26 protein-coding genes and 3 tRNA genes are annotated in these 26,859 nt (G+C 73.5%); 9 read left to right on the top strand and 20 right to left on the bottom strand.

What is annotated here, in order from left to right; translation table 11 throughout:
* Window positions 1-38: 38 nt before the first annotated feature.
* From EAD96_RS25620 to EAD96_RS25605, 4 genes are all read right to left on the bottom strand, one after another.
* Window positions 39-111: transfer RNA gene (locus EAD96_RS25620), tRNA-Glu, on the bottom strand.
* Between the two features lie 151 nt (window positions 112-262).
* Window positions 263-335 (bottom strand) — tRNA-Glu (locus tag EAD96_RS25615).
* 76 nt (window positions 336-411) lie between these two features.
* Window positions 412-483, bottom strand: a tRNA-Gln gene (locus EAD96_RS25610).
* A gap of 106 nt (window positions 484-589) precedes the next feature.
* Entirely contained in the window at window positions 590-1,393 is an 804-nt protein-coding gene (locus tag EAD96_RS25605) for a fumarylacetoacetate hydrolase family protein (protein WP_120571218.1), read from the bottom strand.
* A gap of 216 nt (window positions 1,394-1,609) precedes the next feature.
* Here EAD96_RS25605 and EAD96_RS25600 point away from each other — a divergent pair, with 216 nt between their 5' ends.
* Both EAD96_RS25600 and EAD96_RS25595 read left to right on the top strand, forming a co-directional pair.
* Complete coding sequence (locus tag EAD96_RS25600; protein WP_121686060.1) at window positions 1,610-3,079, top strand: hypothetical protein; 1,470 nt, start codon at window positions 1,610-1,612, stop codon at window positions 3,077-3,079.
* Window positions 3,080-3,113: 34 nt separating this feature from the next.
* Window positions 3,114-3,998 carry a 3-methyladenine DNA glycosylase gene (locus EAD96_RS25595; protein WP_121686059.1) on the top strand — a complete coding sequence of 295 codons (885 nt, stop codon included), beginning with the start codon at window positions 3,114-3,116 and terminating at the stop codon, window positions 3,996-3,998.
* A gap of 24 nt (window positions 3,999-4,022) precedes the next feature.
* Here the strand turns inward: EAD96_RS25595 and EAD96_RS25590 are convergent, their stop codons facing one another.
* The 9 genes from EAD96_RS25590 to EAD96_RS25550 all read right to left on the bottom strand — a co-directional run bounded on the left by EAD96_RS25590 (window position 4,023) and on the right by EAD96_RS25550 (window position 11,406).
* A complete protein-coding gene (locus tag EAD96_RS25590) occupies window positions 4,023-5,180 on the bottom strand; it encodes a cellulose binding domain-containing protein (RefSeq protein WP_121686058.1) in 1,158 nt (385 codons plus the stop codon).
* A gap of 87 nt (window positions 5,181-5,267) precedes the next feature.
* The gene (locus EAD96_RS25585; RefSeq protein WP_120571222.1) at window positions 5,268-5,840 is read right to left on the bottom strand and encodes a GNAT family N-acetyltransferase; all 573 of its coding nucleotides are present in this window, start codon (window positions 5,838-5,840) and stop codon (window positions 5,268-5,270) included.
* 49 nt (window positions 5,841-5,889) lie between these two features.
* Complete coding sequence (gene arfB, locus EAD96_RS25580; RefSeq protein WP_120571223.1) at window positions 5,890-6,315, bottom strand: alternative ribosome rescue aminoacyl-tRNA hydrolase ArfB; 426 nt, start codon at window positions 6,313-6,315, stop codon at window positions 5,890-5,892.
* Between the two features lie 9 nt (window positions 6,316-6,324).
* A complete protein-coding gene (locus tag EAD96_RS25575) occupies window positions 6,325-6,621 on the bottom strand; it encodes a hypothetical protein (RefSeq protein WP_013284522.1) in 297 nt (98 codons plus the stop codon).
* 152 nt (window positions 6,622-6,773) lie between these two features.
* On the bottom strand, window positions 6,774-7,634 hold the full coding sequence (locus EAD96_RS25570; RefSeq protein ID WP_121686057.1) for a S1C family serine protease: 861 nt from the start codon (window positions 7,632-7,634) through the stop codon (window positions 6,774-6,776).
* A 39-nt stretch (window positions 7,635-7,673) separates the two neighbouring features.
* Entirely contained in the window at window positions 7,674-8,633 is a 960-nt protein-coding gene (locus EAD96_RS25565; RefSeq protein ID WP_121686056.1) for a VWA domain-containing protein, read from the bottom strand.
* Complete coding sequence (locus EAD96_RS25560; RefSeq protein WP_121686055.1) at window positions 8,630-9,646, bottom strand: DUF58 domain-containing protein; 1,017 nt, start codon at window positions 9,644-9,646, stop codon at window positions 8,630-8,632. Before EAD96_RS25560 ends, EAD96_RS25565 begins: the two co-directional genes overlap by 4 nt.
* Window positions 9,643-10,692, bottom strand: coding sequence for a MoxR family ATPase (locus EAD96_RS25555; protein ID WP_121686054.1), 1,050 nt, complete (start codon window positions 10,690-10,692; stop codon window positions 9,643-9,645). The genes EAD96_RS25560 and EAD96_RS25555 overlap by 4 nt, the downstream gene beginning before the upstream one ends.
* Before the next feature lie 192 nt (window positions 10,693-10,884).
* Window positions 10,885-11,406: a hypothetical protein gene (locus tag EAD96_RS25550; RefSeq protein ID WP_120571227.1), complete on the bottom strand. Its 522-nt coding sequence runs from the start codon at window positions 11,404-11,406 to the stop codon at window positions 10,885-10,887.
* Window positions 11,407-11,686: 280 nt separating this feature from the next.
* Between EAD96_RS25550 and EAD96_RS25545 the strand changes: the two genes are divergently transcribed.
* A complete protein-coding gene (locus EAD96_RS25545; protein ID WP_199733300.1) occupies window positions 11,687-12,679 on the top strand; it encodes an endonuclease/exonuclease/phosphatase family protein in 993 nt (330 codons plus the stop codon).
* Window position 12,680: 1 nt separating this feature from the next.
* On the opposite strand, the gene cimA is transcribed toward EAD96_RS25545, so the two are convergent.
* Entirely contained in the window at window positions 12,681-14,279 is a 1,599-nt protein-coding gene (gene cimA, locus EAD96_RS25540) for a citramalate synthase (RefSeq protein ID WP_120571228.1), read from the bottom strand.
* Window positions 14,280-14,594: 315 nt separating this feature from the next.
* Here cimA and EAD96_RS25535 point away from each other — a divergent pair, with 315 nt between their 5' ends.
* The 4 genes from EAD96_RS25535 to EAD96_RS25520 all read left to right on the top strand — a co-directional run bounded on the left by EAD96_RS25535 (window position 14,595) and on the right by EAD96_RS25520 (window position 17,138).
* Window positions 14,595-15,155, top strand: coding sequence for a peroxiredoxin (locus EAD96_RS25535; protein WP_121686053.1), 561 nt, complete (start codon window positions 14,595-14,597; stop codon window positions 15,153-15,155).
* A gap of 2 nt (window positions 15,156-15,157) precedes the next feature.
* Window positions 15,158-15,688, top strand: coding sequence for a carboxymuconolactone decarboxylase family protein (locus EAD96_RS25530; RefSeq protein ID WP_120571230.1), 531 nt, complete (start codon window positions 15,158-15,160; stop codon window positions 15,686-15,688).
* A gap of 193 nt (window positions 15,689-15,881) precedes the next feature.
* A complete protein-coding gene (locus EAD96_RS25525) occupies window positions 15,882-16,346 on the top strand; it encodes a PRC-barrel domain containing protein (RefSeq protein ID WP_120571231.1) in 465 nt (154 codons plus the stop codon).
* 51 nt (window positions 16,347-16,397) lie between these two features.
* On the top strand, window positions 16,398-17,138 hold the full coding sequence (locus EAD96_RS25520) for a tyrosine-protein phosphatase (RefSeq protein WP_120571232.1): 741 nt from the start codon (window positions 16,398-16,400) through the stop codon (window positions 17,136-17,138).
* 101 nt (window positions 17,139-17,239) lie between these two features.
* Here the strand turns inward: EAD96_RS25520 and EAD96_RS25515 are convergent, their stop codons facing one another.
* Both EAD96_RS25515 and EAD96_RS25510 read right to left on the bottom strand, forming a co-directional pair.
* Window positions 17,240-18,334, bottom strand: coding sequence for a branched-chain amino acid aminotransferase (locus tag EAD96_RS25515; protein ID WP_121686052.1), 1,095 nt, complete (start codon window positions 18,332-18,334; stop codon window positions 17,240-17,242).
* Between the two features lie 190 nt (window positions 18,335-18,524).
* Window positions 18,525-19,556: a 3-isopropylmalate dehydrogenase gene (locus tag EAD96_RS25510; RefSeq protein WP_121686051.1), complete on the bottom strand. Its 1,032-nt coding sequence runs from the start codon at window positions 19,554-19,556 to the stop codon at window positions 18,525-18,527.
* A gap of 218 nt (window positions 19,557-19,774) precedes the next feature.
* Between EAD96_RS25510 and EAD96_RS25505 the strand changes: the two genes are divergently transcribed.
* Both EAD96_RS25505 and EAD96_RS25500 read left to right on the top strand, forming a co-directional pair.
* On the top strand, window positions 19,775-20,647 hold the full coding sequence (locus EAD96_RS25505) for an FAD:protein FMN transferase (RefSeq protein WP_121686050.1): 873 nt from the start codon (window positions 19,775-19,777) through the stop codon (window positions 20,645-20,647).
* 310 nt (window positions 20,648-20,957) lie between these two features.
* Entirely contained in the window at window positions 20,958-21,314 is a 357-nt protein-coding gene (locus EAD96_RS25500) for a hypothetical protein (RefSeq protein WP_199733299.1), read from the top strand.
* A 60-nt stretch (window positions 21,315-21,374) separates the two neighbouring features.
* On the opposite strand, the gene serA is transcribed toward EAD96_RS25500, so the two are convergent.
* The 4 genes from serA to EAD96_RS25480 form a co-directional block, all read right to left on the bottom strand.
* Window positions 21,375-22,973 (bottom strand): phosphoglycerate dehydrogenase, encoded by a 1,599-nt coding sequence (gene serA, locus EAD96_RS25495; RefSeq protein ID WP_120571297.1) that lies wholly within the window; start codon window positions 22,971-22,973, stop codon window positions 21,375-21,377.
* 316 nt (window positions 22,974-23,289) lie between these two features.
* Window positions 23,290-24,303 carry a ketol-acid reductoisomerase gene (gene ilvC / locus EAD96_RS25490; RefSeq protein WP_120571299.1) on the bottom strand — a complete coding sequence of 338 codons (1,014 nt, stop codon included), beginning with the start codon at window positions 24,301-24,303 and terminating at the stop codon, window positions 23,290-23,292.
* 58 nt (window positions 24,304-24,361) lie between these two features.
* Window positions 24,362-24,877, bottom strand: a complete 516-nt coding sequence (gene ilvN, locus EAD96_RS25485; RefSeq protein ID WP_073830439.1) for an acetolactate synthase small subunit — start codon at window positions 24,875-24,877, stop codon at window positions 24,362-24,364.
* Window positions 24,877-26,772, bottom strand: coding sequence for an acetolactate synthase large subunit (locus EAD96_RS25480; protein ID WP_120571300.1), 1,896 nt, complete (start codon window positions 26,770-26,772; stop codon window positions 24,877-24,879). The genes ilvN and EAD96_RS25480 overlap by 1 nt, the downstream gene beginning before the upstream one ends.
* Between the last annotated feature and the right edge of the window lie 87 nt (window positions 26,773-26,859).

Raw genomic sequence — 26,859 nt, 5'->3', positions numbered from 1 at the left:
GGCCCGCCTCGCGGAGCGAGACGGGCCGTTCGTGGATGTAGCCCCGACCGGATTCGAACCGGCGCTACCGCCTTGAGAGGGCGGCGTCCTGGGCCGCTAGACGACGGGGCCAGGCACTTTTTCGTGCTTCACCACCCTGCCGGGCGGTGTGGCAGTAGTCTAGCGGCATCCCGTGCGGCGCCGCCGAGGGGGGTCATCCCCTGCGCATGGGGCCGGACAGCAGAAAGCCCGCCCCGGAGAACGGGACGGGCTGTCGGTGCTGTAGCCCCGACCGGATTCGAACCGGCGCTACCGCCTTGAGAGGGCGGCGTCCTGGGCCGCTAGACGACGGGGCCAGAACCTTCATTGCACTCCGCCAGCGTGAGCTGCCGGATTCCAGCGTCCGAGGGTTCTCGCGAACCCGCGGCTGCGCTGGGGTACCAGGACTCGAACCTAGACTAACTGAACCAGAATCAGTCGGGCTGCCAATTACCCCATACCCCATTGGCCCCTTGCGGCGCCGGGAATGAACTTTACCCTCCCGGTGCCGACAGGCCAAATCCAACCCCTCGAAACCCACCTGACCAGCGGAAACGAGGCATCGGAGCGATCAGGCGACAGGGACCACCGGGTTGCTCAGCTCCCCGATCCCCTGGATCCGCACGGTGACCGTATCCCCCTCGGTGAGCGGGCTAACCCCCGCCGGCGTGCCGGTGAGGACCACGTCGCCGGGCAGCAGCGTCATCACGTGCGAGATGTACGACACCAGGCCGGCAACGTCGAACACCATGTCCTTCGTCCGGCCGAGCTGGCGTACCTCCATCTCCTCCGGGTTGCGACCCACCTCACACCGGATCTCCAGGTCGCTGACGTCGAGCCCGGTGGTGATCCACGGCCCGATCGGGCAGAACGAGTCGAAGCCCTTGGCGCGGGTCCACTGCCCGTCGGAGCGCTGGAGGTCCCGCGCGGTGACGTCGTTGGCGCAGGTGTAGCCGAAGATGGCCCGCTCGGCGGCGGCCCGGTCGGCCCGGCGGGCGCCCGGGGCGCCGATCACCACGGCGAGTTCCGCCTCGTGCTCGACCTGCTTGGAGAAGATCGGCAGCCGGATGGCGTCACGCGGGCCGATCACCGAGGTGGACGGCTTGAGGAAGAGCAGCGGCTCCTTCGGCACCTCGCTGCCGTGCTCGGCGGCGTGCTCGGCGTAGTTACGGCCGACACACACCACCTTGCTGGGCAGGATCGGCGACAGCAGCCGCACGTCGGAGAGCGCCCAGCGGGCGCCGGAGAACTGGATCTGCCCGAACGGGTGGCCTTCGATCTCGGCGATGGTCAGGCCCTGCGGCCCGGCCTCCGGCTCGCCCTCGACGACCCCGAACGACATTCCCTTGGCATGAGCGAAACGAGCGATACGCACCCGGCCAATCTATCCCCGCCCGCGGGCCGCCCGGCGGACACCGGCAGGCGGCACGCCCCGGCGGTCGCGCACCACACCCTCGCGGGCCGCCGGCGGCCCCGGACCGGCGGGAGCCGCACAGGGTACGCGCGATCGCGCCGGACGGGGCGGGAATGGCGGCTTCGTACCCGCCCGGCGGGCCCCGGACCATAGCTTCGGGTCCGGAGGTTCGTTGGTATGCCTGCATCGAGACGACACCACAGGGCCCTGGCAGTGTTCGTGAACTGCCTCGGCGTCATCGCCGCCGTACCGGCGCTGTCCCCGGCGACGCCAGGCGCGGCCGCCGCCCCCGCCCATCCGGCTCCGGCACCGGCGGTCTTCCCCGGTGCCGCGGCCACCCCGATCCCGACCGGCGTGCCGGCGGTGCCCCCGGCGGTGCCGACCACCGGCCCGGCCCCGGTCCGGCCGTCGATGCCCCCGGTGAGCGTGGCGGTGGGCGCGTCGGGCACCCCGGCGCCGGGCTACCGGATCGAGGTCCGCAACGCCGGCTCGGCACCCGTCGACACGATGGTCCGGCAGGAGTTGCCGAACGGGTCACGGGCCACCACGGTGACCGGCGGCGGCCGGGCCAGCCGGCCCGCCGGGATGAGCGCCGGTGAGGTGACCTGGCGGCTGCGGCTGCCGGCGAAGAGCACCACCACGCTGCACACCGCGCTGTCGGTCCCCGGTCCGGGCCGCTCGGTGACCGCTCCCACCTGCGTGTACGGCACGGACGGCACCCGCCCGTTCGACTGCGCCACGGCGACCTGGGTGGGTGCCGCGACGGCCCCGGCGGCGCAGGTCACCGCCGCCCCGGCCTGGCGGCGCCCGCCGGTGCTGCTCGCCGCGTTCACCGCGCTGCTGGTGGTCACCGCCGGTGTGGTGTGGTGGGCGGTGTGGCGCCGCCGCCGGCGCACGGCCGCGCGGAGCGCCGCGACGCCCACCGGTACGCCCGGAGGCGGCGCCATGCACACCGGCGCCCCCGAAGGCGGCGTGCCCGGCCTGGACATGCCGGGCGGAGCCGGACCCGGCCAGGGCGGACCGGGCAACGGCATGCCGGGCCACAGCGGGCCGGCCGAGCGGGGCACCGTCTATCCGCGTACGGCAGTGCCGTCGCCCGCGAGCCGTCGTCGCCGGCCGCCGGTCTGGCTCGTGGTCGGCGTGGCGGCGGCGGTGCTCGCCGGTGTGGTCGGCGCGGCGGCCTGGTCGGCCACACAGCGGGTGGCCGCGATGGACACCACCAAGCAGCCGACGAGCGGCGCGTGGGTGGGCAGCAGCGTCACCGGCGCGCTGGGCCAGCCGCTGCGCGAGACCGCGTTCGAGTTCACCGTCTACCGGGTGAGCTGCGGCGCCGACGTCCTGCCACCGGCGCCCGGCGGGGGCCGGCCGTGCCTGGCCACGGTCGGGGTGCGCAACCTCACCAACGAGGACCAGACCTGGCACGGGCAGTTGCAGCGGGCGTACCTGCCGAGCGGCAACTGGGTGGCGGCGGACGAGGACGCGACCCGGGTGGCGAACCTGGGCCGGGACGTCTTCTCCCAGCCGGTGGCCGCCGGGCGGCGGGTGCTGCTGCCGCTGGTGTTCACCATGCGCGGCGACGAGCCGCCGAAGCGGCTGGAGCTGCGCAGCGGCGTCTTCTCCGCGGGCGTGCGGGTGGACGTGGCGTGATCGGGGCACGGGCGGCGGTCGTACCCTGGGGTGTGTGACCGCCGCCCTCGCCCCCGCGCTCGACCTGGCCGACTGGCAGGCGCGCCGGCACGCCCACGAGGCTCGGGTGGACGCCTGGCTGACGCCGCACCTGGCCCGCCGCCGCACCGGGGTGAAGCACCCGGTCGAGGACTTCCTGTTCACCTACTACTCGCACCGCCCGGCGCAGTTGCGCCGCTGGCACCCGGGTGCCGGCGTGGTGCTGCGCGACGCCGACCCGGCCGGTTTCGGCCCGGACTACACAGCGGCCTCCGCCGGGCTCACTCTCGACACCGATCGGGTACGCGCGCGGCGCGCCGAGTCGATCGCCTGGATCCGTACGCTGCTCGCGGCGACCGCCGGGCGCCCGGCGCAGTTCGGCTGTTTCGGCATGCACGAGTGGGCGATGGTCTACCGGCAGACGCAGGAGCAGGTACGGCACAACGCCTGGCCGTTGCGGCTGAGCCCGGCGGAGACGGCGGCTGTGGTCGAGGAGCGCGGCGTGCGGTGCAGCCACTTCGACGCGTTCCGCTTCTTCACCGCGCCGGCCCGGCCGCTCAACGTGCTCCAGCCGACCCGGGAGGGTCAGCACGCGCTGGAGCAGCCGGGCTGCCTGCACGCCAACATGGATCTGTACAAGTGGGCGTACAAGCTGTCGCCACTGGTGCCGTCGGAGCTGGTGGCGGACTGTTTCGCGCTGGCCCGGGAGATCCGGGCGCTGGACATGCGGGCCAGCCCGTACGACCTGGCCGACCTGGGCTACCCGCCGGTGCGGGTGGAGACGCCGGAGGGCCGGGCCGAGTACGCCGCCGCCCAGCGCGGGTTCGCCGAGCGGGCCGCCGGGTTGCGGACCCGGCTGCTGGCCGCGCTGGACCGGGCCACACCGGCCGACCGCCGCTGAGCGCGGGGCCGGCCGGCGCGGGGATCAGTTCGCGGCGCAGGTCACTGCCGGCGGCGGGCTCGGGACCGCACCGTCGGCCAGGAACCCGAACGTGGTCTGGGCAGCCGGGGCCAGCGCGCCGTTCCAGCTCGCGTTCCGGGCGGTCACCGTGGTTCCGCTCTGTGTCACGTCCGCGCTCCACGCCTGGCTGATCCGCTGTCCGGTGGCGAGCGGGAAGCGTACGGTCCAGCCGCCGATCGGGGCGGTGCCGTCGTTGCGGACGGTCACCTCGCCCTGGAAGCCGCCCGGCCACTGACCGGCGAGGCGCCAGGTGGCGGTGCAACCGCCGGGCGCCGCCGTCGGGCCGCCGGTGGGCGACGGACTGGTCGTCGGTGACGGGCTGGTCGTCGGTGAGGGGCTGACGGTGGGCGACGAGGTGGGGCCGCCGGTCGGGGACGTGGTCGGGCCGGGCGTGGTGCGGTCGAGCGCGGCGACCAGCGCCGGGTACCACCGGTCGGACATCTTCTGGTCCCCGGCGGCGTTCGGGTGCACGCCGTCGTACGTGTCGGTGGCGGTGCTGAACCCGGTCCACTGGTCGACCACCACGATCGGGGAGGCGGCTGTGGTCTTCCCGGCCGCCCAGCCGTCGACGAGCGCATTGAGCGCCACCGTCCGCGAGCCGCACTCGGGGCAGCTCGCCGGGTTCATCGGGATGATCTTCGCGACCAGCACTGTGGTGGCCGGGTTGGCGGCCCGCATCTGGTCCACCAGCTTCGAGTACGCGGCCAGGATGGTGGCGGGCGCGATGTTGCTCCACACGTCGTTGGTGCCGAAGTGCATGAGCACGACGTCCGGCCGTGCGGCGGCGAGCCAGCCGGGCAGCAGGTTCTGGTTCGCCACGTTCGTCGCGAGGTAGCCGCCGTGCCCCTCGTTGTCGCCGTCGTACGGCACACCGCAGCCCTGCGGCCCGAGCGTGCCGACGAAGTCGACGTCGGTGTGGCCGGTGGACTGGAGGCGGTTCCAGAGCAGTGCCCGCCAGCAGCCGGGCGAGCCGGTGATGGAGTCGCCGAGCGGCATGACGCGGACCGGGGTGGCCGCCGCGGCGGCCGGGGGCGTGGTGGTGGTGAGGGTGAGGCCGAGGGCGAGGACCGGTAGCAGCGCGGCGAGCGCGGTCAGCGCGGCGCGCAGCGGGTTTCGGGACATGCGGAAGGGACTCCTGTCACTGTGACGTGGTGGTCGGTGACGGCCCTGAAGCTCCCGTACGCATTGAAGCGCTTCGACGCCTCCGGCTCAAGCCTCCGGGTGCCCCCGATGCCGGTTCCACTCCGGGGCGAGGATCGACATGACTGTGGCGTCCACCCAGTCGTCGCCGTCGCGCAGCACCTGCCGCAGCGTCCCCTCGGCGACGAAGCCCACCTTCTCGTAGGCGCGCCGGGCACGCGGGTTGAACGCGAACACCTCCAGGCCGATGCGGTGCAGGCCGAGCTGCTCGAAGCCGTACCCGACGATGAGCCGGACCGCCTCGGTGCCGAGGCCGCGGTCGCGCCCGCCGGGGCCGATGAGCGTGCGGAAGTTGCAGCTCGCGTTGGTCCGGTCCCATTCGTTGAGGACCACCTCACCGACGCAGACACCACCGGCCCGGTCCACCACCGCGAGGTCGAGCCGGTCGTCCTGGCTGTTGCGGGTGCCGTACCAGGCGCGCAGGCGGGACGGCTCGAACGTCTCGCCGGCCGGGCTGCCGGTCAGCCGGGCCACCTCCGGGTCGGCCAGGATCTCGGCGAGCGCCGGCAGGTCGTCGTCGTGGAACGGGCGCAGCACGACGAGCTCGCCGGTGAGCGTGGGCTTGACGGAGAAGTCGATCACGTGGCGGAATTCTCCGCGCGGCGCGTGTGGCGGCTCAACGGATTTTCGGTCAGTCGCCGTCCACCCGGCGGTCGCGTTTGCGCTGGGACTGGCGCTTCTTCTCGGCCAGACGGCGCTCCTTCGCGCCACGGGAGGGGCGGGTCGGACGGCGTGCCTTCGGCGGCGGGGCGACGGCCTCGCGCAGCAGCGCGGCCATCCGCTCGCGGGCCGCCTCCCGGTTGGCCAGCTGGGCGCGGTGCTCGCTGGCGGTGACGGTGAGCACGCCGCCGACCAGGCGGCCGGCGAGCCGGGCCAGCGCGCGTTCCCGCAGCGCCTCCGGCACGCTCGGCGAACCGCCCAGGTCGAAGCTCAGCTCGACCCGGGAGTCGGTGGTGTTCACTCCTTGCCCACCCGGGCCGGAGGAGCGGGAGAACCGCTCGCGCAGCTCGGCGGCGGGCACCACGAGCCGATCGGTGACCCGCAGTCCGTCGTCCACTCCCCGAGGCTAGCGCCCGGCGCGGTGACTCGGGGTGGGGGTGGCGCTCGGCGTGGGACCGGCCCGTTCCTCGCCGCCGCCGGACGCCGCGTACGCGGCCGCGCCGACGAGCAGCAGGGCGATCACCGCGAGCTTGACGACCACGCCCCGGATCGCGAGCCAGGCGTTGCGCCGGGCGCCGGGGACGCTGGTCCGGATCGTCTGGTAGTCCGTCCAGCCGCGTTTCGCACGCGCGTAGGAGGCGCCGACACCGGCGCCGATGATCAGGCCCACCACGAGGAGGGCCGCAATGACAGCTTGCTCCACCTCCGCCAGTATCCATACTCAGCGTAATATTTCTATGCCCCAATGATCCCACGCCGGATATCCGACACTTCGCACCGATCTTGCGGCGCCTGTGCAGGTCAGCGCCGCGCGGGGCGCCGGAGCAACCCCGCGCGGGTGGCCGCGCCGGCGGCTCAGCCGCCCCGGCCGATGATGGTGTCGGCGGTCTGCTGGACCTGGTCGATCGGGATGGCGAAGCCGATGCCGATCGACCCGTTGCCGTCGATGGTGGCGATCGCGGTGTTCACGCCGACGACCTCACCGCGCGCGTTCACCAGTGGCCCACCGGAGTTGCCCGGGTTGATGGAGGCGTCGGTCTGCACCGCCGTGTGCCGGCCGTTGCCGATGCGTACCTGCCGGTTGAGCGCGCTGACGATGCCCGCGGTGACCGTCCCGGCGAGCCCGAGCGGCGACCCGACCGCGAGCACCGGCTCCCCCACCCTGGTCGAGTTCGCCTTGGCCAGCGGCAACGGCGGCAACCCGGCCGACGCGGGCACCTTCAGCACGGCCAGGTCGCTGGCCGGTTCCCGGCCCACCACCTCGGCCGGGAAACGCCGCCCGTCCGAGGTCTCCACGGTGACCGCGCCGGCACCGCCCCGGGCCAGGATGTGGTCGTTGGTGACGATGTGCTGCTCGTTGTCGATGGCGAACCCGGAGCCGGACGCGGACGCGCCGGAACGGCCCCCGACCATCACCGACACCACCCCGGGCACCGTCTTGCCGGCGGCGGTGACCAGCTCGGCCGGCACCGGCGCGGCGGAGGCCGCCGTCGGTCCCGGCGCGCCCCGGTCGGCCGCCCAGGTGCCGGCCGCCGCGCCGGAGACGGTGGACAGCGCCACCACCGCCGCCACACTCAGCAGCCGGTGCCGCAGGCTGCGCCGCCCGGCCTCCGGCCCACCCCCGGGTACGTCCCGGTGGCCGCGCCCGTCCGGGTCCAGCTCCGGCGAGACGAACCACGGTCCGCGTGGCTCGCCGAGTCCGGTCTGCACTGCCATGCCTGGCTCCTCACATGTCGTGCGGTAGTGGTGTGCGGGTCAGGGCAGCCGGGAGAACCACCGCAGCGAGCCGGCCGCGGCGCCCATCGCCAGGACCAGCCCGAGGCCGATGAAGCGGGCCGAGATGTCCTGCCGCTCGGTGCGGTAGCCGACCGAGGTGCCGATGTCCTCGTAGACGTCCTTCAGCTCGGCGGTGGTGGACGCCTCGTGGAAGCCGCCGCCGGTCTGCTCGGCGACCGCCCGCAGCGTCTGGCCGTCCACCGGCACCTGGATCGCCCGGCCGCCCCTGTCGACCGAGCCGCCGGGCGTGCCGAAGGAGATGGTGTGCACCGGCACCTTCGCCGCGACCGCCTGGTCGGCGGCCTCCATCGGGTCCATGCCGGAGGTGTTCGCGCCGTCGGAGAGGATGATGATCCGGGCCGGCGGCGGGTCCTTGGCGGCGGTGGCGTCCAGGCTCTTGACCGCGCCGAGCGAGGTGCTGATCGCCTCGCCGATGGCGGTGCCCTGCACGCCGGTGATGCCCTCGGCCAGCCGCCCGATGCCGTCGTGCAGCGCCTCCCGGTCGGTGCTCGGCGGCACCAGCACCGCCGCGCTGCCGGCGAACGCGACGAGGCCGACGTTGAACTCGTCCGGCAGCCCGTCGGCGAACCGCCGGCCCGCCTCCTTGGCCGCGGTCAACCGGTCCGGGTCCACGTCACCGGCGAGCATCGAGGTGGAGACGTCCACCGCGACCATCACCGTGGCCCGTTCCCGGGGCACCCGCACCTCCGCCTCGGGCCGGGCGAACCCGACCACCAGCAGCGCGAGCATGGCGAGGAACAGGCCCGCCGGGACGTGCCGCCGCCAGGCCGGGCGGCGCGGGGCGACCCGGTCGAGCAGGCGCAGGTTGGTGAAGCGCACCGCGTACCTGCTCTGCCGCCGTTGCAGCACCAGATAGCCGGCGACCAGCGCGACGACGGCGAGCAGCAGCCAGAGGCGGGCGGGTGACTGCCAGGTCATGCGACACCTCCGCGGGCGGCGGCCGGCACCATGGCCAGCCGGCGCTGCTCGTGCACGTACCGGACGACGTCCGCGCACCAGTCCCGGTCGGTGCGCAGCGCCAGGTGGGTGGCGCCGGCCCGGCGCAGCGTGCGGCGTACCTGGTCGCGCTGCTCGGCGGCGGCGCGCGCGTACCGCTCGCGCAGGCCCGGGTCGCCGGTCCACACCTCGCGGTGCCGGCCGCTCTCCGGGTCGACGAGCGTGATCAGGCCGACGTCGGGCAGTTCCAGCTCGCGCGGGTCGGTCACCTCGACCGCGAGCACCTGGTGGCGGACCGCCAGGCGGCGCAGCGCCGCGGCCCACGGCGGCGGCGCGGTGTCCGGGTCGTCGGGCAGTTCGTCGAGGAAGTCGGAGACGATCACCACGAGCCCGCGCCGGGTGGCGACGCGCTGGAGGCCGTCCAGCCCGTCGACCAGGCCCGGCACCGCGTCCCGAGGGCCCGCGCCGGCCGCGCCCGCGCCGCCGGAGTCCGGCAGGCCGCCGGTACGCGGGGCGCCGAGCAGCGCGCGGAGCAGCCCGAGCAGATGGGTACGCCCGCTGCGGGCCGGGAACCGGCGCAGCCCGTCCGGCGTGAGCACCTGGGCGCCGAGCCGGTTGCCGACTCCGGCGGTGAGGAAGCCGACCGCCGCCACAGCCGCCACCGCCAGCTCCCGTTTGTCCAGCGTGGACGTGCCGTACTCCATGCTGGGGCTGGCGTCGACGAGCAGCCAGGTGGTCAGTTCCCGGTCCGCGTCGACCTCGCGGACGTGCGGAACGGTGGTCCGGGCGGTGACCGCCCAGTCCATCCGGCGTACCTCGTCCTCGCCGGGGCGGTACTCCCGGCTGCCGGCCGCCTCGCTGCCGGGTCCGGGGAGCAGGCCGCGGTACCGGCCGTGCAGCAGGCCGTCGAGCCGCCGGGTCACCGTCAGCTCCAGCCGGCGCAGCCGCTGGTCCGGGGCGAGATCGGCGAGCCCGGGTTCGGCTGCGCCGGTCATGCCGCCGCCAGGTCGTTCACCGTCTCCGTGGGCCCGTTGACCAGCCGGGGCGGCGGCACCGCCTCGATCACGCGGCGCACCACGTCCTCGCCGGAGATCCCGTCGGCGATCGCGTCGAAGGAGAGCACGAGCCGGTGCGCCAGCACGTCCACCGCCAGTTCCCGGATGTCCTCGGGGAGCACGTAGTCCCGGCCGTGGATGAGCGCCTGGGCGCGGGCGGCGGCCACCAGGCCGAGCGTGGCCCGGGGGCTGGCCCCGTACGCCAGCAGGGGCGCGACGTCGGGCAGGCCGAAGCGCTCCGGGTCGCGGGTGGCGAGGATGAGGCGGACCACGTACTCGGCGAGCGCGTGGTGGACGAAGACGTCGGTGGCGCGGCGCTGGAGATCGCGCAGCCGGTTCGGGTCGAGCACGGTACGCGCGGTGGGCCGCTCGGTGCTCATCCGGTAGAGGATGGCCAGCTCGTCGGCGTCGCTCGGGTAGTCGACCACGACCTTCATCAGGAAGCGGTCGCGTTGCGCCTCGGGGAGCTGGTAGACGCCCTCGGACTCGATCGGGTTCTGGGTGGCCAGGACCAGGAACGGGTCCGGCACCGGCCAGCTCCGGCCGGCGATGGAGACCTGCCGCTCGGCCATCGCCTCGAGCAGCGCCGACTGCACCTTGGCCGGGGCCCGGTTGATCTCGTCGGCGAGCACCAGGTTCGCCATGATCGGCCCCAGCTCCACGTCGAACTGTTCGGTGGAGGCGCGGTAGATGCGGGTGCCGACGATGTCGGAGGGGACCAGGTCGGGGGTGAACTGGATCCGGGAGAACGTGCCACCGACCACTGTGGCGAGCGTCTGCGCCGCCAGCGTCTTGGCCACCCCCGGTACGCCCTCCAGCAGGCAGTGCCCGTCCGCGATCAGGGCGGTGAGCAGGCGGTCGACGAGCCGATCCTGCCCGACGATCACGCGTTTGACCTCGACGAGGGTCTGTTCCAGCTCGACGCCGCTCGCGTCGGCGTCGACCGGGCTGAGCACGCTGGCCGGGGTGTCCGAGATGTCCGTCACGGTGCTTGCTTCCCGTGCCGGACCGGCGACAAACGTCGGATTATCGGCCCCTGGACGGTGGTCTGCGGGCCGGACCGGCAGGATCTCCCCAGTCGGGCGGGAACGGCACGAAGCGGCGCGGCACCGGCCGGACCGGCACGGAACACGACACCGGCCCCCGCCGGAGCGGGGGCCGGTGCGGGGCCGGACGGGTCAGTTGGCGATGACCAGGTGGAACGGCCGGTCGGCGGCGCCGCCGGTGGAGTTGCGGGTCTGCACGAAGACCGCGTTCGGGGTCAGCGTGCGGGGCGCGACCGACACCTCACCGGCGGGCGGCACGTTCGCCGGGTCGTTCGTGCCGATGGTCGCCACGTACGCCTTGGCCGAGACGTTGTAGTCCAGCAGCACCTGGTACTGCCCGGCGGTGACGCCGGTGCCCGGGGTGAACCGGAACGAGGACACCACGTTGCCGGAGTGCTGCAACAGCGTCCCGTTGGCCGCCACGACGGCCCAGGCGACCTGGCCGGCGGCCGGCGGGGCCAGGGTGGCCCGCATCGCGGTCCGGGCGGCCTGCCGCTCGACGGCGGTCACCGGCGGCTGCGCCGTGGAGTGCCGGGCGCCGGGCTGCGGCTTCGCCTCCGGCTGGGCGGCCGCGGCGATCCCGCCACCGGCCAGGCTGAGGGACAGCGCGGCGAGCGCCACCACCGTCGCCTTTCGCTTGAAGAATGTGGCCATGAGTTCTCCCTTGGTAGACCGTGGTGATACGGCGACTGCGCGCGTCAAAATTGCGGATCATCGGGTATCCGCTCGGGAGCGCACCGCTCGTGAGCTGGCCTTACTACAGAGAGTCGCGACGTCTCAACCAGGTGGAACCTAGCACCGTAAAATGCGGGCGGTCAATAGTGTTATTGCGTGTCCGACCGATCCGCAAAGATGCCCCAAAATTGCGAGGAACAATTCACGAAATTGTTTCGGAGGGCGTCGCGCCGGCCCGGATCGGGGTAGCCTCACCGTCATGATCACCCTGCCGCGCCTGCCCCGGGCCGGTACCCGGGGCGGCCGCCCGGCCACCGTCGCGTGCTGGCTCGCGGTCGCGCCGGTCGCCGCGTGGGCGCTGGTGCGCCTGACCGGACTGGAACGCGGTCCGATGGTGCTGGCGATCGCGTTCACGCCGTACGCCGCCGCCGTGGCCCCGGTCGTGGCGGTGGCGGCGCTCGCCCTGCGGCGCCGCGCCCCGGCGGTGGTCGCGGCCCTCGCCGCGCTGGCGCTGGCCGGCGCGGTGGCGCCCCGCGCGGTCCCCGGCGACCGGCCCGCCGCCGACGGGCCGGCGCTGCGGCTGCTCACCGCCAACCTGCGTCTCGGCTCGGCCGATCCGGCGGCGCTGGTGGACCTGGTCCGGACGCGCCGGGTGGACGTGCTCACGGTGCAGGAGCTCACCCCGCCGCTGGCCGCCGAGCTGGACCGGTTCGGCCTGGCCGCGCTGCTGCCGTACCGGTCGCTGACCCCCGAGGTCGGCTCGACCGGCTCCGGCGTGTACGCCCGGCACCCGCTGCGCGACACCGGCCACCGGCGCAACCAGGGCTTCTTCTTCACCCAGGCGTACGCGACGGTGACGGTGCCCGGGGCGCCGCCGCTGCGGGTGGAGTCGGCGCACCCGGCCGCGCCGTACGCCCCGGACGTGGTGCCGGACTGGTGGACCGACCAGCGCGCCCAGCCGCCGGCCACCCCGGACGGCGGGCTGAGCGTGCTGGCCGGCGACTTCAACGCCACGCTCGACCACGCGGCGCTGCGGGACCTGATCGCCACCGGCTACACCGACGCGGCGGACGCGGCCGGAGCCGGGTTCGGCGGCACCTGGGGCCCGTACGACGGCGACCCGATCCCGCCGGTCGCCATCGACCACGTGCTGGTGGACCGGCGCATCGCGGTCCGCGCCGCCGGCACCCGTCCGGTGCCTGGGAGCGACCACCGCGCGCTGCTGGTCGAGCTGCGCCTGCCGGCCGGGTGAGTCAGGCCGCCGTCGCGCCCGGCACCCGGGCCCGGTCCAGGCCGTAGGTGAGCGCGTCGACCAGGGCGTGCCAGCTCGCCTCGACCACGTTCGGGTGTACGCCCACAGTGGTCCAGTCGCGGCCGGCGCCGGCGGTCTCCACGAGCACGCGCGTCACCGCGCCGGTGCCGTGGCTGCCCTCCAGGATGCGGACCTTGTAGTCGGCCAGCTCGAACTCGCGCAGCTCCGGGTAGTGCCGGGCCAGACCCACCCGCAGCGCCTCGTCCAGCGCGTTGACCGGGCCGTTGCCCTCGGCGGTGGCGATCACCCGCTCGCCGCGTACCCGGATCTTCACCGTCGCCTCGGAGACCACGGCGCCGTCCTCGCGGTGCTCGACGATCACCCGGTACGACTCCAGCGCGAACGGCCGGGCCGGCGCGGCGTCCGGCAGCTCGGAGCGGACCAGCAGCTCGAACGAGGCGTCGGCGGCCTCGAACGACCAGCCGTCGGCCTCCAGCTCCTTGACCCGCCCGGTGACCCGGGACAGGGCGTCCGGATGGCCGGCCAGGTCCAGACCGAGCTCGCGGCTCTTGAGCTCGATGCTGGCCCGGCCGGCCATCTCGGTCACCAGGATCCGCATGTCGTTGCCCACCACAGTGGGTTCCACGTGGTTGTAGAGCAACGGGTCGACCTTGATCGCGCTCGCGTGCAGCCCCGCCTTGTGAGCGAAGGCGGCGGCCCCGACGTAGGCCTGGTGGGTGTCGGGGGCGATGTTGGCGATCTCGGCGATGGCGTGCGAGACCCGCACCATCTGTTCCAGGCAGCCCTCCGGTAGGACGGGCATGCCCAGCTTGAGCTGGAGGTTGGCGACGATCGCGAAGATGTCGGCGTTGCCGGGGCGCTCGCCGTACCCGTTGGCGGTGCCCTGCACGTGCCGGACGCCCGCCTCGACCGCGGCGATCGTGTTCGCCACCGCGCAGGCGGTGTCGTTCTGGGCGTGCATGCCGAGTCGTTCCGGCGCGATCCCGGTCCGCGCCACCAGTCCCTCGATCACGGCGGTGACCTGGGAGGGCAGCATGCCGCCGTTGGTGTCGCAGAGCACGAAGCGCTCGGCGCCCGCGGCCAGCGCGGTCTCCGCGACGGCGGCGGTGTAGCCCGGGTCGAACCGGAACCCGTCGTAGCAGTGCTCCCCGTCGACGAAGACGCGCCGCCCCTGCGCCACCAGGTAGGAGACGGTGTCCCGGACCATGGCGAGGTTCTCCTCGGCGGTGGTGCGCAGTGCCCGCTCCACGTGCCGCAGGTCCGCCTTGGCGACCAGGGCCACGGCCGGGGTCTGCGCGTCGAGCAGGCCGCGCACCTGCGGGTCGTCCTCGACGGCGAGGCCGGCCTTGCGGGTGGCGCCGAAGGCGACCAGGATCGCGTGCCGCAGCTCCAGCTCGGTGCGGGCGCGGCGGAAGAACTCGGTGTCCTTGGGCACCGCGCCCGGCCAGCCGCCCTCGATGAAGCCGACTCCGAGGTCGTCCAGCAGGCGGGCCACCGCCAGCTTGTCGACCACCGAGTACGTGAGCCCTTCGCGCTGCGCGCCGTCGCGCAGCGTCGTGTCGTACACCTGGAACGTCATCGGAGTCCTCTTCTCGTGCCCTGGGGGAGCAAACAAAAAGACCCCCCGCGGATGCGGGAGGTCTGCGCGCTCGGCGAGGGAAGGGCCGGCGCGCTAGCTGCTAATGATCAGGACGAAGCTGGTCACGACCCGTACTCTGCCACCCCGCCCCCGGTTTTGGGAGGCGAAACCCATATTCCGGGACGGGGATCGGCCCGGTGATCGTCTTCACACGCGGGCACGCCCGCCACGAGCGCAAACGGGGCTACGGAAGAATCTTGAACAGATCCAGTTACTGACCCGGCGGTGCTGCCGGGTCACGCTCAAGGAGGACCCGTGCTCACTGTCGGTGACCACTTCCCCGAGTACGAACTCACCGCCTGCGTGTCGCTCGACGCCGACAAGGCGTTCGAGACGATCAACCACAAGTCCCACGAGGGCCAGTGGCGCGTCGTGTTCTTCTGGCCGAAGGACTTCACCTTCATCTGCCCGACCGAGATCGCCGAGTTCGGTCGCCTCAACGGCGAGTTCGCCGACCGGGACGCCCAGGTGCTCGGCGTCTCCGTCGACAACGAGTTCGTCCACTACGCCTGGCGCAAGGACCACCCGGACCTGCGCGAGCTGCCCTTCCCGATGCTCAGCGACATCAAGCGTGAGCTGACCTCCGCCTGCGGCGTGCTCGGCGAGGACGGTGTCGCGCAGCGGGCCACCTTCATCGTGGACCCGAACAACGAGATCCAGTTCGCCATGGTGACCGCCGGTTCGGTCGGCCGCAACGTCTCCGAGGTGCTGCGGGTGCTCGACGCGCTCCAGACCGACGAGCTGTGCCCGTGCAACTGGAACAAGGGCGGGGCGACGCTCGACGCCAACGCGCTCCTCGCCGGCGCCGGGGCCTGACCATGGGCCTGGACGTGATCAAGGCGGGTCTGCCCGAGTACGCCAAGGACATCCGACTCAACCTCGGCTCCACCATCACCACCTCGACGCTGAAGCCGGAGCAGGCGTGGGGCACCGCCCTGGCCTGCGCGGTGGCGGCCCGCAACCCGGTGGTGCTGCGGGAGATCGCCGCCGAGGCGGCCGGTCACCTCACGCCCGAGGCGGTCGAGGCGGCCAAGGGCGCGGCGGCGGTCATGGCGATGAACAACGTCTACTACCGGGCCAAGCACCTGATCGGCGACGAGCAGTACGCGTCGCTGCCGGCCCGGCTGCGGATGCAGATCATCGCCCGCCCCGGCGTGGAGAAGACCGACTTCGAGCTGTGGTGCCTCGCCGTCTCGGCGATCACCGGCTGCGGCGTCTGCCTGGAGTCGCACGAGAAGACGCTGCGCGCCGCCGGGTTCAGCCGTGAGCAGGTGCACGAGGGACTGCGGATCGCCGCCGTCGTACACGCCGCCGCGGTGACCCTGGACGCGGAGGCCGCACTGGCCTGACCCACCGGCCCGTGCGCGCCCGACCGGCACCGCGCGGGCCGACGACCCGAGGGGCCGGCGTCACCACCGTGGCGCCGGCCCCTCGGCGTCGGCGGGCCGGCCGCCGGCGGGTTGGTGCCCGGACAGGGTGGGTAACCCTTCCGACTGACGACGGCGCCGCGACGGCCGCGGCCCTGGGGACGGGAGGCGGCACATGGACGGACTGGACCCGCGCGCCACGCACGGCGGCACCGAGCCGATCCTCGACGACGGCCGGGGCACGGTCGCCGGGGGCGCTCCGGCGGGCGCCTTCGACCCGTGGCGCTACCGCGACGAGGCGGGCGTGGCGAGCGCCGACCTGACCGGCTACAAGGTCGAGGCCACCGACGGCGCCATCGGCAAGATCGACCGGGCGAGCCACGAGGTGGACGACAGCTACCTGGTCGTGGACACCGGGCCGTGGATCTTCGGCAAGAAGGTGATGCTCCCGGCCGGCACCGTGAACCACGTCGACCACGACGCCCGCACCGTGCACGTCGACCGGGAGAAGGACCAGATCAAGGCCGCCCCGGAGTACGACGAGTCCAGCCACGCCGACCCGGGTTACCGGGACCGGCTGGGCGGCTACTACGGCGAGAACCACTCGGCGTTGCCGCCGGACGTGCCGCCGCGCATCTGACACCTCGGCGACGGCCGGCGGGGACGCGCGAGCGCCCCGCCGGCCGTTACCGTGTCGGATGTGGACGCCCCGGAGAGCCCCTTCCCCGCCCTGTTCAACTTCCGCGACGTCGGCGGATACGCCGCTCGCGACGGGCGCACCGTCCGCCGCGGCCGGCTCTACCGCTCCGACTCGCTGCACCGCATCGACGACACCGACCGGAGCGCGTTCACCGCGCTCGGCATCCGTACCGTGATCGACCTGCGCCGCCCCACCGAGGTGGAACGCGACGGGCGGGTGCCCGACTACGACGGCCTGACCTACCGGCACATCCACCCCGAGCATGCCGACTGGGGCGCGAACCGGTTCGACTCCTCCGGCGTCAGCCTGGCCCGCTACCTGGCCGACCGCTACGCCGACCTGGCGCGCACCGGCACGGCCGGCCTCGCCGAGGCGGTCGGGCTGATCGCGGACAGCGCCAACGCCCCGGTGGTGGTGCACTGCGTCGCCGGCAAGGACCGCACCGGCATCGTCTGCGCGCTGACGCTCGCGGTGCTCGGGGTGCCCGACGAGGACGTGGTCGCCGACTACGCGCTCAGCAGCGCCGCGTCGCAGCGCTTCGCCGAGTGGGTCCGCGCCACGCTGCCGGACGCGGAGGAACCGCCGCCGCCGTTCCTGGCCTCCCCGGCCGAGGCGATGGAGCTGTTCCTCGCCGAGCTGCGCGGCGGCTACGGCTCGATCGAGGGCTACCTGACCCACGCCGGCGTCACCGAGGCGCAGCTGGAGTCCCTCCGCACCCACCTCCTGGACTGACCGCCGCCCCGCCCCGGCCCTGCCCAGCGGTGATCAAGGAGTTGGTGTCCTCGTCCGCGCCGGAACCGGACGCAAACTCCTTGATCACCGCGGGAGGACCGTCAGAGGACCCGGGTGACCCAGCCGTGGGGGTCTTCGGCGCGGCCGCGCTGGATGTCCACCAGCTTCTGGCGCAGGGCCATGGTGACCCGGCCCGGCTCACCGCCGCCGATCAGGAACTCGCCGTCCGGGAAGCGCACACCGCCGATCGGGGTGATCACGGCGGCCGTGCCGCACGCGAACACCTCGCGCAGCCGCCCGCTCGCCGCGTCCGCCTGCCAGTCGTCGAAGGCGACCGGCGCCTCCCGCACCTCGTGCCCGGCCTCGGCGGCCAGCGCGAGGATCGCGTCGCGGGTGATGCCCGGCAGGATCGTGCCTCCCAGCGGCGGGGTGACGATGCTGCCGTCGTCGTAGACGAAGAAGACGTTCATGCCGCCCAGCTCGTCGACGTACCGCCGCTGCACCGCGTCCAGGAACACCACCTGGTCGCATCCGGCCTCGATCGCCTCCGCCTGGGCCGCCAGCGAGGCGGCGTAGTTGCCGCCGCACTTGGCCGCGCCGGTGCCGCCGGGAGCGGCCCGGGTGTAGTCCGGCGAGACCCACACCGTCACCGGCTTCACGCCACCGGCGAAGTACGCGCCGGCCGGCGAGGCGATCACGCAGTAGAGGTATTCGTTGGCCGGGCGGACACCGAGGAAGACCTCGCTGGCGAACATGAACGGCCGCAGGTAGAGGCTGGCGTCCTCGTGCTCGGGAATCCACGCCTGGTCGATCTCGACCAGCCGGCGCAGCGACTCCACGAACGTCTCCTCCGGCAGCTCCGGCATGGCCAGCCGGCGGGCGGACGCGTTGAACCGGGCCGCGTTGGCCTCCGGGCGGAACATCGTCACCGCGTCACCGGTGCGGTACGCCTTCAGCCCCTCGAAGATCTCCTGCGCGTAGTGCAGCACCGCAGCGGCCGGATCCATCGGGATCGGCGCGCGCGCCTCCAGGCGGGCGTCGTACCAGCCCTTGCCCTCGGCGTACCGGATGGTGACCATGTGATCGGTGAAGACCCGGCCGAAGCCCGGGTTCGCCAGCAGGGCGGCCCGGTCGGCGGCGGATACCGGCGCGGGATTCGGACGGATCTCGAAATCGAGCATGTCACCACCGCTCATCGCGCTGACCTCCCTGCGGGTTGACGGCATGCGGGATCGCACGCCGACGTCACTGGTGCCAGAAAACTTACCCCGAACGGTCGTTCAGCGGATAGCTCCGCCCCGGCGGAGACGACGCGCCGGACGGTCGGGGTGGGCCCGGTGACGGGTCTGGCGGCCCGGTACCGGGCCGCCAGCAGGGTCGGCCCGGTCAGGCTACGGAGAGCGCGGCGAGCCGGTCGCCGACCTCCTCGGTGCGCAGCGGCGTCCCGGGCGTACGGGCGGCCAGCTCGGTGCCGACCGCGGCGGTGACCCGGGCGGCGGCGTCGGCGTGGCCGAGCTGGTCCAGCAGCAGCGCGGCGGACAGCACCGCGGCGACCGGGTCGGCGACGCCCTGGCCGGCGATGTCCGGCGCCGAGCCGTGCACCGGCTCGAACATCGACGGGTAGCGCCCCTCGGGGTTGATGCAGCCGCTGGCCGCCAGCCCGATGCCACCGGTCACGGCCGCGGCGATGTCGGTGAGGATGTCGCCGAAGAGGTTGTCGGTGACCACCACGTCGTACCGCGACGGGTTCGTCACCAGGAACATCGCGGCGGCGTCGATGTGCTGGTATTCGGTGGTCACGTCCGGGTGCTCGGCGGCCACCGCGGCGAAGGCGCGCGCCCAGAGCGACCCGGCGTGGGTGAGCACGTTGGTCTTGTGCACGAGCGTGACCTTGCGCCGCTCCCGGCGGGCGGCGCGGGCGAACGCGTCGCGGATCACCCGCTCGACACCGTGCCGGGTGTTCAGGCTCTCCTCGGTGGCCACCTCGGCCGGGGTGTCCCGGTGCAGCGCGCCGCCGGCACCCGCGTACAGCCCCTCGGTGCCCTCGCGGACCACCACGAGGTCGACCTCGCCGGGCTTGACCGCGGCGAGCGGACCGGCGACGCCGGGCCAGAGCCGGGACGGGCGGAGGTTGACGTACTGGTCGAAGGCGAACCGGAGCTTGAGCAGCAGACCGCGCTCCAGCACACCCGGCGGCACGGTCGGGTCGCCCACCGCGCCGAGCAGGATGGCGTCGTGACCGGCCAGCTCGTCGAGGACGGAGTCGGGCAGCACCTCACCGGTGCGGTGATAGCGCGCCGCGCCCAGGTCGTACTCGGTGGCCTCGATACCGGGCACCACCGCGTCGAGGACCTTGCGGGCCTGCGCGACCACCTCGGGTCCGATGCCGTCGCCGGCCACCACCGCGATGTGTGCCACCTGACGCTCCTCGTCTTGTCGTTAGGCGCAACCGTACGTCGCCGTCCCGCCCCCCGGTACGAATCTTCCATCATCCGGGACGGCGAATCACAGGAGGCTCCCAGCCGGCACTCATGGTGCGGTCATCTCCACTGCTTAGGGTCGGGGTCACGGGCCGACGGGGGCCCGGAATCCGGCACCGCCGCGACGCGGCGGCGACCACCGAGGGGGCAGGTGTCATGCGGATCGAGCACCGGCGGGCCCGCTGGGCGGACGAACAGCCACGCACCCGCTGGGTCGACCAGTCCGCGTTCCGCCCGGCCCGCCCGGACCTGCACCTGGGCGCCACGAACCACCGCGCCGAGCGGTCCGGCGCCGCCGCGTCCGGCCGGATCAGCGTCCGCCACACCGTCGCCACCTCGACCGCCGACTACACCATGCTGCTCAATGCGCCGGAGTGGTTCGGCCACCGGGCGGTCAGCGAGGCGCTGCGCGACGCCGTCGCCGAACTGCGCGCCGTCGACCTCACCTACGGCCCGAACCGGCCGGACAGCCTCGTCTCCCGGCTGCGCCGCGACGAGATCAGCCCCGACTCGTACCCGCCGCTGGCCGACCTGATCGACCTCTGCGCCGCGATGCGGGCGGCCACCGACGGCTGGTTCGACGCCTGGGCGGTGCCCGGCGGCTTCGACCCGGGCGGCCTGCTCGGCGGCTGGGCGGTGGAGCGGGCCGCGGCCCGGTTGCGCGCCGCCGGCATCCACGACTACGCCGTGCTCAGCGGCGCCGACCTGACGGTACGCGGACACGCGGCGCACGGCGGGCCGTGGCGCGTCGCGGTGCACCACCCCACCGACACCCGCCGGACACCTGTCGTACTGGAGATGACGACGGGCGCGGTCGGCACGTCCGGCGTCACCGGCAGGCGCGGCCACGTCGTCGACCCGCACAACGGCGAGCCGACCGACCGGCTGGTGGCCGCCACCGTGCTCGGCCCGAACCTCGCCGTCGCCGACGCCTACGCCACCGCCCTGTACGCCGCCGGACCGGCCGGGCTGGCCTGGTTCCGTCACGACTCGGACTACCGGCCGCTGTTCGCGCACCACCGGCGCTGATCCGCTGCCCGGCGCGGAGCGCGATCGGCCCCCACGGTCTCGGCAACGACCGTGAGGGCCGGTCAGCGACGAGTGCGCGTGGCTCGCGCAATCGAGGGGTGCGGGCCGAGGGGCCGGGCGCCCGACCACGCCACCCGAAGACGGGCCGGGGATCGACTCAGCGGAAACCGCATCGGTACGCTAGCGAATCGACGCAACTCGACGCAAGAGTCTCCACAGCGGACGCCGGGTGAACGGTGTCGGCAATCAGCGGTGAACGCACGGTGGGGCAGAGGTGACGGGCCGGGCCCGGGATGGCACGCTGTCCGCCGTGAGTTTCGATCTGAGCGTGTGGGCCCTGCCGAACGGGGCGACACCGGAGCAGGTGCGCGCGGCGGTGCAGCAGTGCCGCGACGGCTGGCACGGCAAGCAGCACCCCGACCCGCGACTCGTCGCCTTCTACCGGGCGATCACGGCGAGCTACCCGGACCGCCCGGCCCGGCCCGGTACGCCGTGGGAGGTGGCGCCACTGCACACGGCCGCCGACCACATCGAGATGAACCTGCATCCGACCTGCCCGGACCAGGTCCTGCTGGACATCGAGCGGCTGGCCGGCGAGCACGACCTGATGCTCTTCGACGCGCAGGACGGCTCGGTCTACCCGCCACCGGCCCGCGTCCGTTCCTGACCCACCGGGACGACGAAGGGCCCGGCCGATCCGGCCGGGCCCCGCTGTGTCCTGTTCGGACTACACGTCGCGCAGGTCGGCCGCGCTGGCCGCGACCGCGCCGATCGAGTCGGCGGCGGAGGTCAGCAGGTCGGCGCCGAGCGCCTGGTCGACGGTGAGCGTCATCAGCGTCTCACCACCGGCCTCGCGGCGGGCCACCTGCATGGCGGCGATGTTCACGCCGGCCTCGCCGAGCAGCGTGCCGACGGTGCCGACCACGCCGGGCCGGTCGGCGTAGCGCAGGAAGACCAGGATGCCCTCCGCGCCGATCTCCACGTCGAAGCCGTCCACCTCGGTCAGCTTGAACACGTCGCGGGTGCCGGTGTGCGCCACGGTGCCGGAGACGCGGACGGTGCGCCCGTCCGGCAGCGCGCCGCGCACGGTCACCAGGTTCGGGTGGTCGACGGTCTCGCCCGGCGTGGCGAGCGTGACCTCGACGCCCCGCTCGGCGGCCAGGTGCGGCGCGTTGACGTAGGTGACCTGCTCCTCCACCACGGAGCTGAACAGGCCCTTGGTGGCGGCGAGCTTGAGCACCGACACGTCGTGGGCGGCGATCTCGCCGCGCACCTCGACGGTGACGCTGGCGGCCACCCCGCCGGCCAGGGCGGTGAACGCCCGGCCCAGCCGCTCGGCCAGCGGCAGCAGCGGGCGGACGTCCTCGGCGACCACGCCGCCGGCCTGCACGTTGACCGCGTCCGGGACGAACTCGCCCTGGAGCGCGAGCTTGACGCTCTTGGCCACCGCGAGGCCGGCCTTGTCCTGCGCCTCGTTGGTGGAGGCGCCCAGGTGCGGGGTGGCCACCACGTTGTCGAAGGCGAACAGCGGCGAGGAGGTGCACGGCTCCTTGGCGTACACGTCGACGCCGGCGCCGGCGACCCGGCCCTCCGCGATCGCGTCGGCGAGCGCCTGCTCGTCGACCAGACCGCCGCGGGCGGCGTTGACGATCCGGACACCCGGCTTGACGATCGCCAGCTCCTTCTCGCCGATCAGGCCGACCGTCTCCGGCGTCTTCGGCAGGTGGATCGAGATGAAGTCGCTCTCCCGCAGCAGCTCCTCCAGCCCGACCAGGCGGACGCCGAGCTGCGCGGCACGGGCCGGCTGGATGTACGGGTCGTACGCGATCAGCCGGGTGCCGAACGCGGCGATCCGCTGCGCGAAGAGCACCCCGATGCGGCCGAGGCCGACCACGCCCACGGTCTTGCCCTGGATCTCGACGCCGGTGTACTTGGACCGCTTCCACTCCCCCGCCTTGAGCGCGGCGCTGGCGCTGGCGGTGTTGCGGGCCACCGCGAGCAGCAGCGCGACGGCCTGCTCGGCGGCGGAGACGATGTTCGAGGTGGGCGCGTTGACGACCATGACGCCCCGCGCGGTGGCGGCCGGCACCTCGACGTTGTCCAGGCCGACACCGGCCCGGGCGACCACCTTCAGCCGCGGCGCGGCGGCGATGGCCTCGGCGTCGATCTGGGTGGCGCTGCGTACGATCACCGCGTCGGCCTCGGAGAGGGCGGAGAGCAGAGCGGGGCGGTCGGTGCCGTCCACGTGGCGCACGTCGAAGTCGTGCGCGAGCACCTCGATGGCGGCGGGGGCGAGTTCTTCGGCGATCAGTACGACAGGATTCATCGGTCCTCGTAGACGCTCGGTAATGGTTCGGCCTGGGGCGCCGGGACGCCGCGCTGCGCCCTGCGCCGATCCGTGCCACGGCCGTCGGGTGCGCTCGGGCACCACACCAAGGATGGTAGGGGGCCGCCCGCCCGGCGTGTCCCGGACTGCGGGGTGAGGGCCCTCACACAGGCCCGTCGCACGCCTGTCATCCCCCGTTCACCGGGGGCGGTACGGGACGAGGCGTTACTCACCGTGTCCCAGGACGTGAACGGACGGCGGCCCGCGGCCCGACGCCGGGGAGAGCGTCGGGTCGCGGGCCGCATGTGGGGAGGGTTCAGGCGGTCTCGGTGATCGGCCGGTCGACCCAGCTCATCATGGCCCGCAGCTTCTGCCCGGTCTCCTCGATCGGGTGCGCCGCGCCCTCGGCCCGCCACTTGGCGAAGTTCGGCCGGCCGGCCTCGTCCTCGGCCACCCACTCGCGGGCGAACTCGCCGGACTGGATCTCGCCGAGGATCTTGCGCATCTCGTCCTTGACCCGGGAGTCGATGACGCGCGGGCCGCGGGACAGGTCGCCGTACTCGGCGGTGTCGGAGATGCTGTAGCGCATCCGGGCGATGCCGCCCTCGTACATCAGGTCGACGATGAGCTTCAGCTCGTGCAGGCACTCGAAGTAGGCCACCTCGGGCGCGTAGCCGGCCTCGGTGAGCACCTCGAAACCGGTCTGCACCAGCGCCGCCGCGCCACCGCACAGCACCGCCTGCTCGCCGAACAGGTCGGTCTCGGTCTCCTCGGTGAAGGTGGTCCGGATCGCGCCGGCCCGGGTGCCGCCGATCGCCTTGGCGTACGCCAGGGCCAGGCCGAACGCGTTGCCGCTGGCGTCCTGCTCGACGGCGACCAGGCAGGGCACGCCCTTGCCGTCGACGTACTGGCGGCGGACCAGGTGACCGGGGCCCTTCGGGGCGACCATCGCCACGTCCACGTCGGCCGGCGGCTTGATCAGGCCGTACCGGATGTTGAAGCCGTGCCCGAAGAACAGCGCCTTGCCCGCGGCCAGGTTCGGCGCGATGGACTCGGCGTAGATGTGCCGCTGGGCGGTGTCCGGCGCCAGGATCATGATCACGTCGGCCTCGGCCGCCGCCTCGGCGGGCGTGAGCACCCGCAGGCCCTGCTCCTCGGCCTTCGGCCGGCTCTTCGACCCGGCGGGCAGGCCGATCACCACGTCGACGCCGGAGTCGCGCAGCGACAGCGCGTGCGCGTGGCCCTGGCTGCCGTACCCGATCACGGCGACCTTGCGGCCCTGGATCAGGCCCAGGTCGGCGTCGTCGTCGTAGAACACCTCAACGCTCATTGACTTCCCTTTCGTACGGCGGTGCCCGTCGGCCCGTCGAAAAACTTGTGGGTACGGATCAGGCGGCGCGCAGGGCCGGGCCGGCGGTGATGGCCCGCGAACCCCGCCCGATGGCCACGGTGCCGGACTGGACCATCTCCTTGATGCCGAACGGCTCCAGGTCGCGCAGCAGCGCGTCGAGCTTGTCCGGCGTGCCGGTGGCCTCGACGGTCAGCGTGTCCGGCGCGACGTCGACCACCCGGGCGCGGAACAGGCCGACCGTCTCCAGCACCTGGGCGCGGGCCGCGCGGTCCGCGCGGACCTTGACCAGCAGCAGCTCCCGCGCCACCGACACCTGCGGGTCCAGTTCCACGATCTTGAGTACGTTGACCAGCTTGTTGAGCTGCTTGGTCACCTGCTCCAGCGGCGAGGACTCGGCGTTGACCACGATGGTGATGCGGGAGACGTCCGGGTTCTCGGTCTCGCCCACGGCGAGGCTGTCGATGTTGAACCCGCGCCGGGAGAACAGCCCGGAGACCCGGGCGAGGACACCCGGCTTGTTCTCCACCAGCACGGACAGCGTGTGCATAGTCATTAGAGTTCGTCCTCGTCGAACGCGGGGCGCACACCCCTGGCGAACATGATCTCGTCGTTGCTGGTGCCGGCGGCGACCATCGGCCAGACCATCGCGTCCTTGCCGACCACGAAGTCGATGACCACAGGCGCGTCGTTGATCGCCATGGCCGCCTCGATGGTCTTGTCCACGTCGGCGGCGTTCTCGCAGCGCAGCCCGACGCAGCCGAGCGCCTCGGCGAGCTTGACGAAGTCCGGGATGCGGTGCTTGTGCGTGCCCAGCTCGGTGTTGGAGTAGCGCTCCCCGTAGAACAGGGTCTGCCACTGCCGCACCATGCCGAGGTTGCCGTTGTTGATCACGGCGACCTTGATCGGGATGCCCTCCAGCGCGCAGGTGGCCAGCTCCTGGTTGGTCATCTGGAAGCAGCCGTCGCCGTCGACCGCCCAAACAGTGGTGTCCGGCTTGCCGACCTTGGCGCCCATCGCGGCCGGGACGGCGTAGCCCATCGTGCCCAGGCCACCGGAGTTGAGCCAGGTGTGCGGCTTCTCGTACGAGATGAACTGGCTGGCCCACATCTGGTGCTGGCCGACGCCCGCCACGTAGACCGCGTCCGGGCCGGCGATCTCGCCCAGCCGCTTGATCACGTACTGCGGGGAGAGCGTGCCGTCGGCCGGCTCCTCGAAGCCGAGCGGGTAGCGCTCGCGCAGGTCGTCGAGCTGGGCCCACCAGTCGGTCAGGTCCACCGACGGGTGCGCGGCCTGCTCGGCGGTGACCGCCGCGATCAGCTCGTCGATCACGTGCCGCGCGTCGCCCACGATCGGGACGTCGGCGTGCCGGTTCTTGCCGATCTCGGCCGGGTCGATGTCGGCGTGCACCACTGCCGCGTCCGGCGCGAACGAGTCGAGCTTGCCGGTCACCCGGTCGTCGAAGCGGGCGCCCAGCGCCACGATCAGGTCGGCCTTCTGCAGGCCGTAGACCGCGGCGACGGTGCCGTGCATGCCGGGCATGCCCAGGTGCTGGCGGTGCGAGTCGGGGAACGCGCCCAGCGCCATCAGCGTGGTGACCACCGGGATGCCGGTCTGCTCGGCCAGCTTGCGCAGCCCTTCGGTGGCGCCGGCCTTGAGCACGCCGCCGCCGACGTAGAGGACCGGACGGCGGGCCGAGGTCATCAGCCGGGCCGCCTCCCGGATCTGCTTGCCGTGCGGGTGCAGCGTGGGCCGGTAGCCGGGCAGGTCGAGCGTCGGCGGCCAGGAGAACGTCGCCGGCGCCTGGAGCACGTCCTTGGGGATGTCGACGAGCACCGGGCCCGGGCGGCCGGTCGCGGCCAGGTGGAACGCCTCGGCCAGCACGCGGGGGATCTCGTCGGCGGTCTGCACCAGGAAGTTGTGCTTCGTGATGGGCAGCGTGATGCCCTGGATGTCCGCCTCCTGGAAGGCGTCGGTGCCGATCGACGGCCGGGCCACCTGGCCGGTGATCGCCACCATCGGGACCGAGTCCATGTACGCGTCCGCGATCGGGGTCACCAGGTTCGTCGCGCCCGGGCCGGAGGTGGCGATGCACACGCCGACCCGGCCGGTGGCCTGCGCGTAACCGGTGGCCGCGTGCCCGGCGCCCTGCTCGTGGCGGACCAGGATGTGCCGGACCGTGGAGTCGTAGAGCGGGTCGTAGGCGGGCAGGATCGCGCCGCCCGGAATGCCGAAGACCACGTCGACGCCGAGCGCCTCGAGCGACCGCACGAGCGAACCGGCACCCGAGACCTGCGCGGTGGCGGGCTCCCGTACGGGCGTCTCGGTGGTGGGGGCCGCCGGGACGGTACGGCCGGAGCGGGCGGCGGGGTCGGAGTCACCGGCCGCGCCGGTGCCGGAACGGGCACGGCGGGCGGAGTGGGCGAGGGTCTCTGGCGTGGGTCTCGTCATGGCGGTTCAAGCCTTCGGAAGTGAGTGGGTGACGCGCTTCTCAGGATGGGACGGGGAGGTCCCGGCGATGGTCCGACGGCAACAAAA

This window comes from Micromonospora sp. BL1 (assembly GCF_003667485.1).
Lineage (GTDB): Bacteria > Actinomycetota > Actinomycetes > Mycobacteriales > Micromonosporaceae > Micromonospora > Micromonospora tulbaghiae.
Note: the sequence above shows the minus strand (reverse complement) of the source record. Positions and strands in the feature narration are given on the sequence as shown.

Bases quoted from the DNA above. Each gene is read 5' to 3' on its own strand.
- EAD96_RS25525 (WP_120571231.1), top strand. From the start codon at position 15,882: ATGGACGGACTGGACCCGCGCGCCACGCACGGCGGCACCGAGCCGATC.
- EAD96_RS25550 (WP_120571227.1), bottom strand. From the start codon at position 11,406: ATGGCCACATTCTTCAAGCGAAAGGCGACGGTGGTGGCGCTCGCCGCG.
- EAD96_RS25565 (WP_121686056.1), bottom strand. From the start codon at position 8,633: ATGACCTGGCAGTCACCCGCCCGCCTCTGGCTGCTGCTCGCCGTCGTC.
- EAD96_RS25545 (WP_199733300.1), top strand. From the start codon at position 11,687: ATGATCACCCTGCCGCGCCTGCCCCGGGCCGGTACCCGGGGCGGCCGC.
- EAD96_RS25505 (WP_121686050.1), top strand. From the start codon at position 19,775: ATGCGGATCGAGCACCGGCGGGCCCGCTGGGCGGACGAACAGCCACGC.
- EAD96_RS25590 (WP_121686058.1), bottom strand. From the start codon at position 5,180: ATGTCCCGAAACCCGCTGCGCGCCGCGCTGACCGCGCTCGCCGCGCTG.
- EAD96_RS25600 (WP_121686060.1), top strand. From the start codon at position 1,610: ATGCCTGCATCGAGACGACACCACAGGGCCCTGGCAGTGTTCGTGAAC.
- EAD96_RS25560 (WP_121686055.1), bottom strand. From the start codon at position 9,646: ATGACCGGCGCAGCCGAACCCGGGCTCGCCGATCTCGCCCCGGACCAG.
- EAD96_RS25480 (WP_120571300.1), bottom strand. From the start codon at position 26,772: ATGACGAGACCCACGCCAGAGACCCTCGCCCACTCCGCCCGCCGTGCC.
- cimA (WP_120571228.1), bottom strand. From the start codon at position 14,279: ATGACGTTCCAGGTGTACGACACGACGCTGCGCGACGGCGCGCAGCGC.
- ilvC (WP_120571299.1), bottom strand. From the start codon at position 24,303: ATGAGCGTTGAGGTGTTCTACGACGACGACGCCGACCTGGGCCTGATC.
- EAD96_RS25570 (WP_121686057.1), bottom strand. From the start codon at position 7,634: ATGGCAGTGCAGACCGGACTCGGCGAGCCACGCGGACCGTGGTTCGTC.
- ilvN (WP_073830439.1), bottom strand. From the start codon at position 24,877: ATGACTATGCACACGCTGTCCGTGCTGGTGGAGAACAAGCCGGGTGTC.
- serA (WP_120571297.1), bottom strand. From the start codon at position 22,973: ATGAATCCTGTCGTACTGATCGCCGAAGAACTCGCCCCCGCCGCCATC.
- EAD96_RS25515 (WP_121686052.1), bottom strand. From the start codon at position 18,334: ATGAGCGGTGGTGACATGCTCGATTTCGAGATCCGTCCGAATCCCGCG.
- EAD96_RS25530 (WP_120571230.1), top strand. From the start codon at position 15,158: ATGGGCCTGGACGTGATCAAGGCGGGTCTGCCCGAGTACGCCAAGGAC.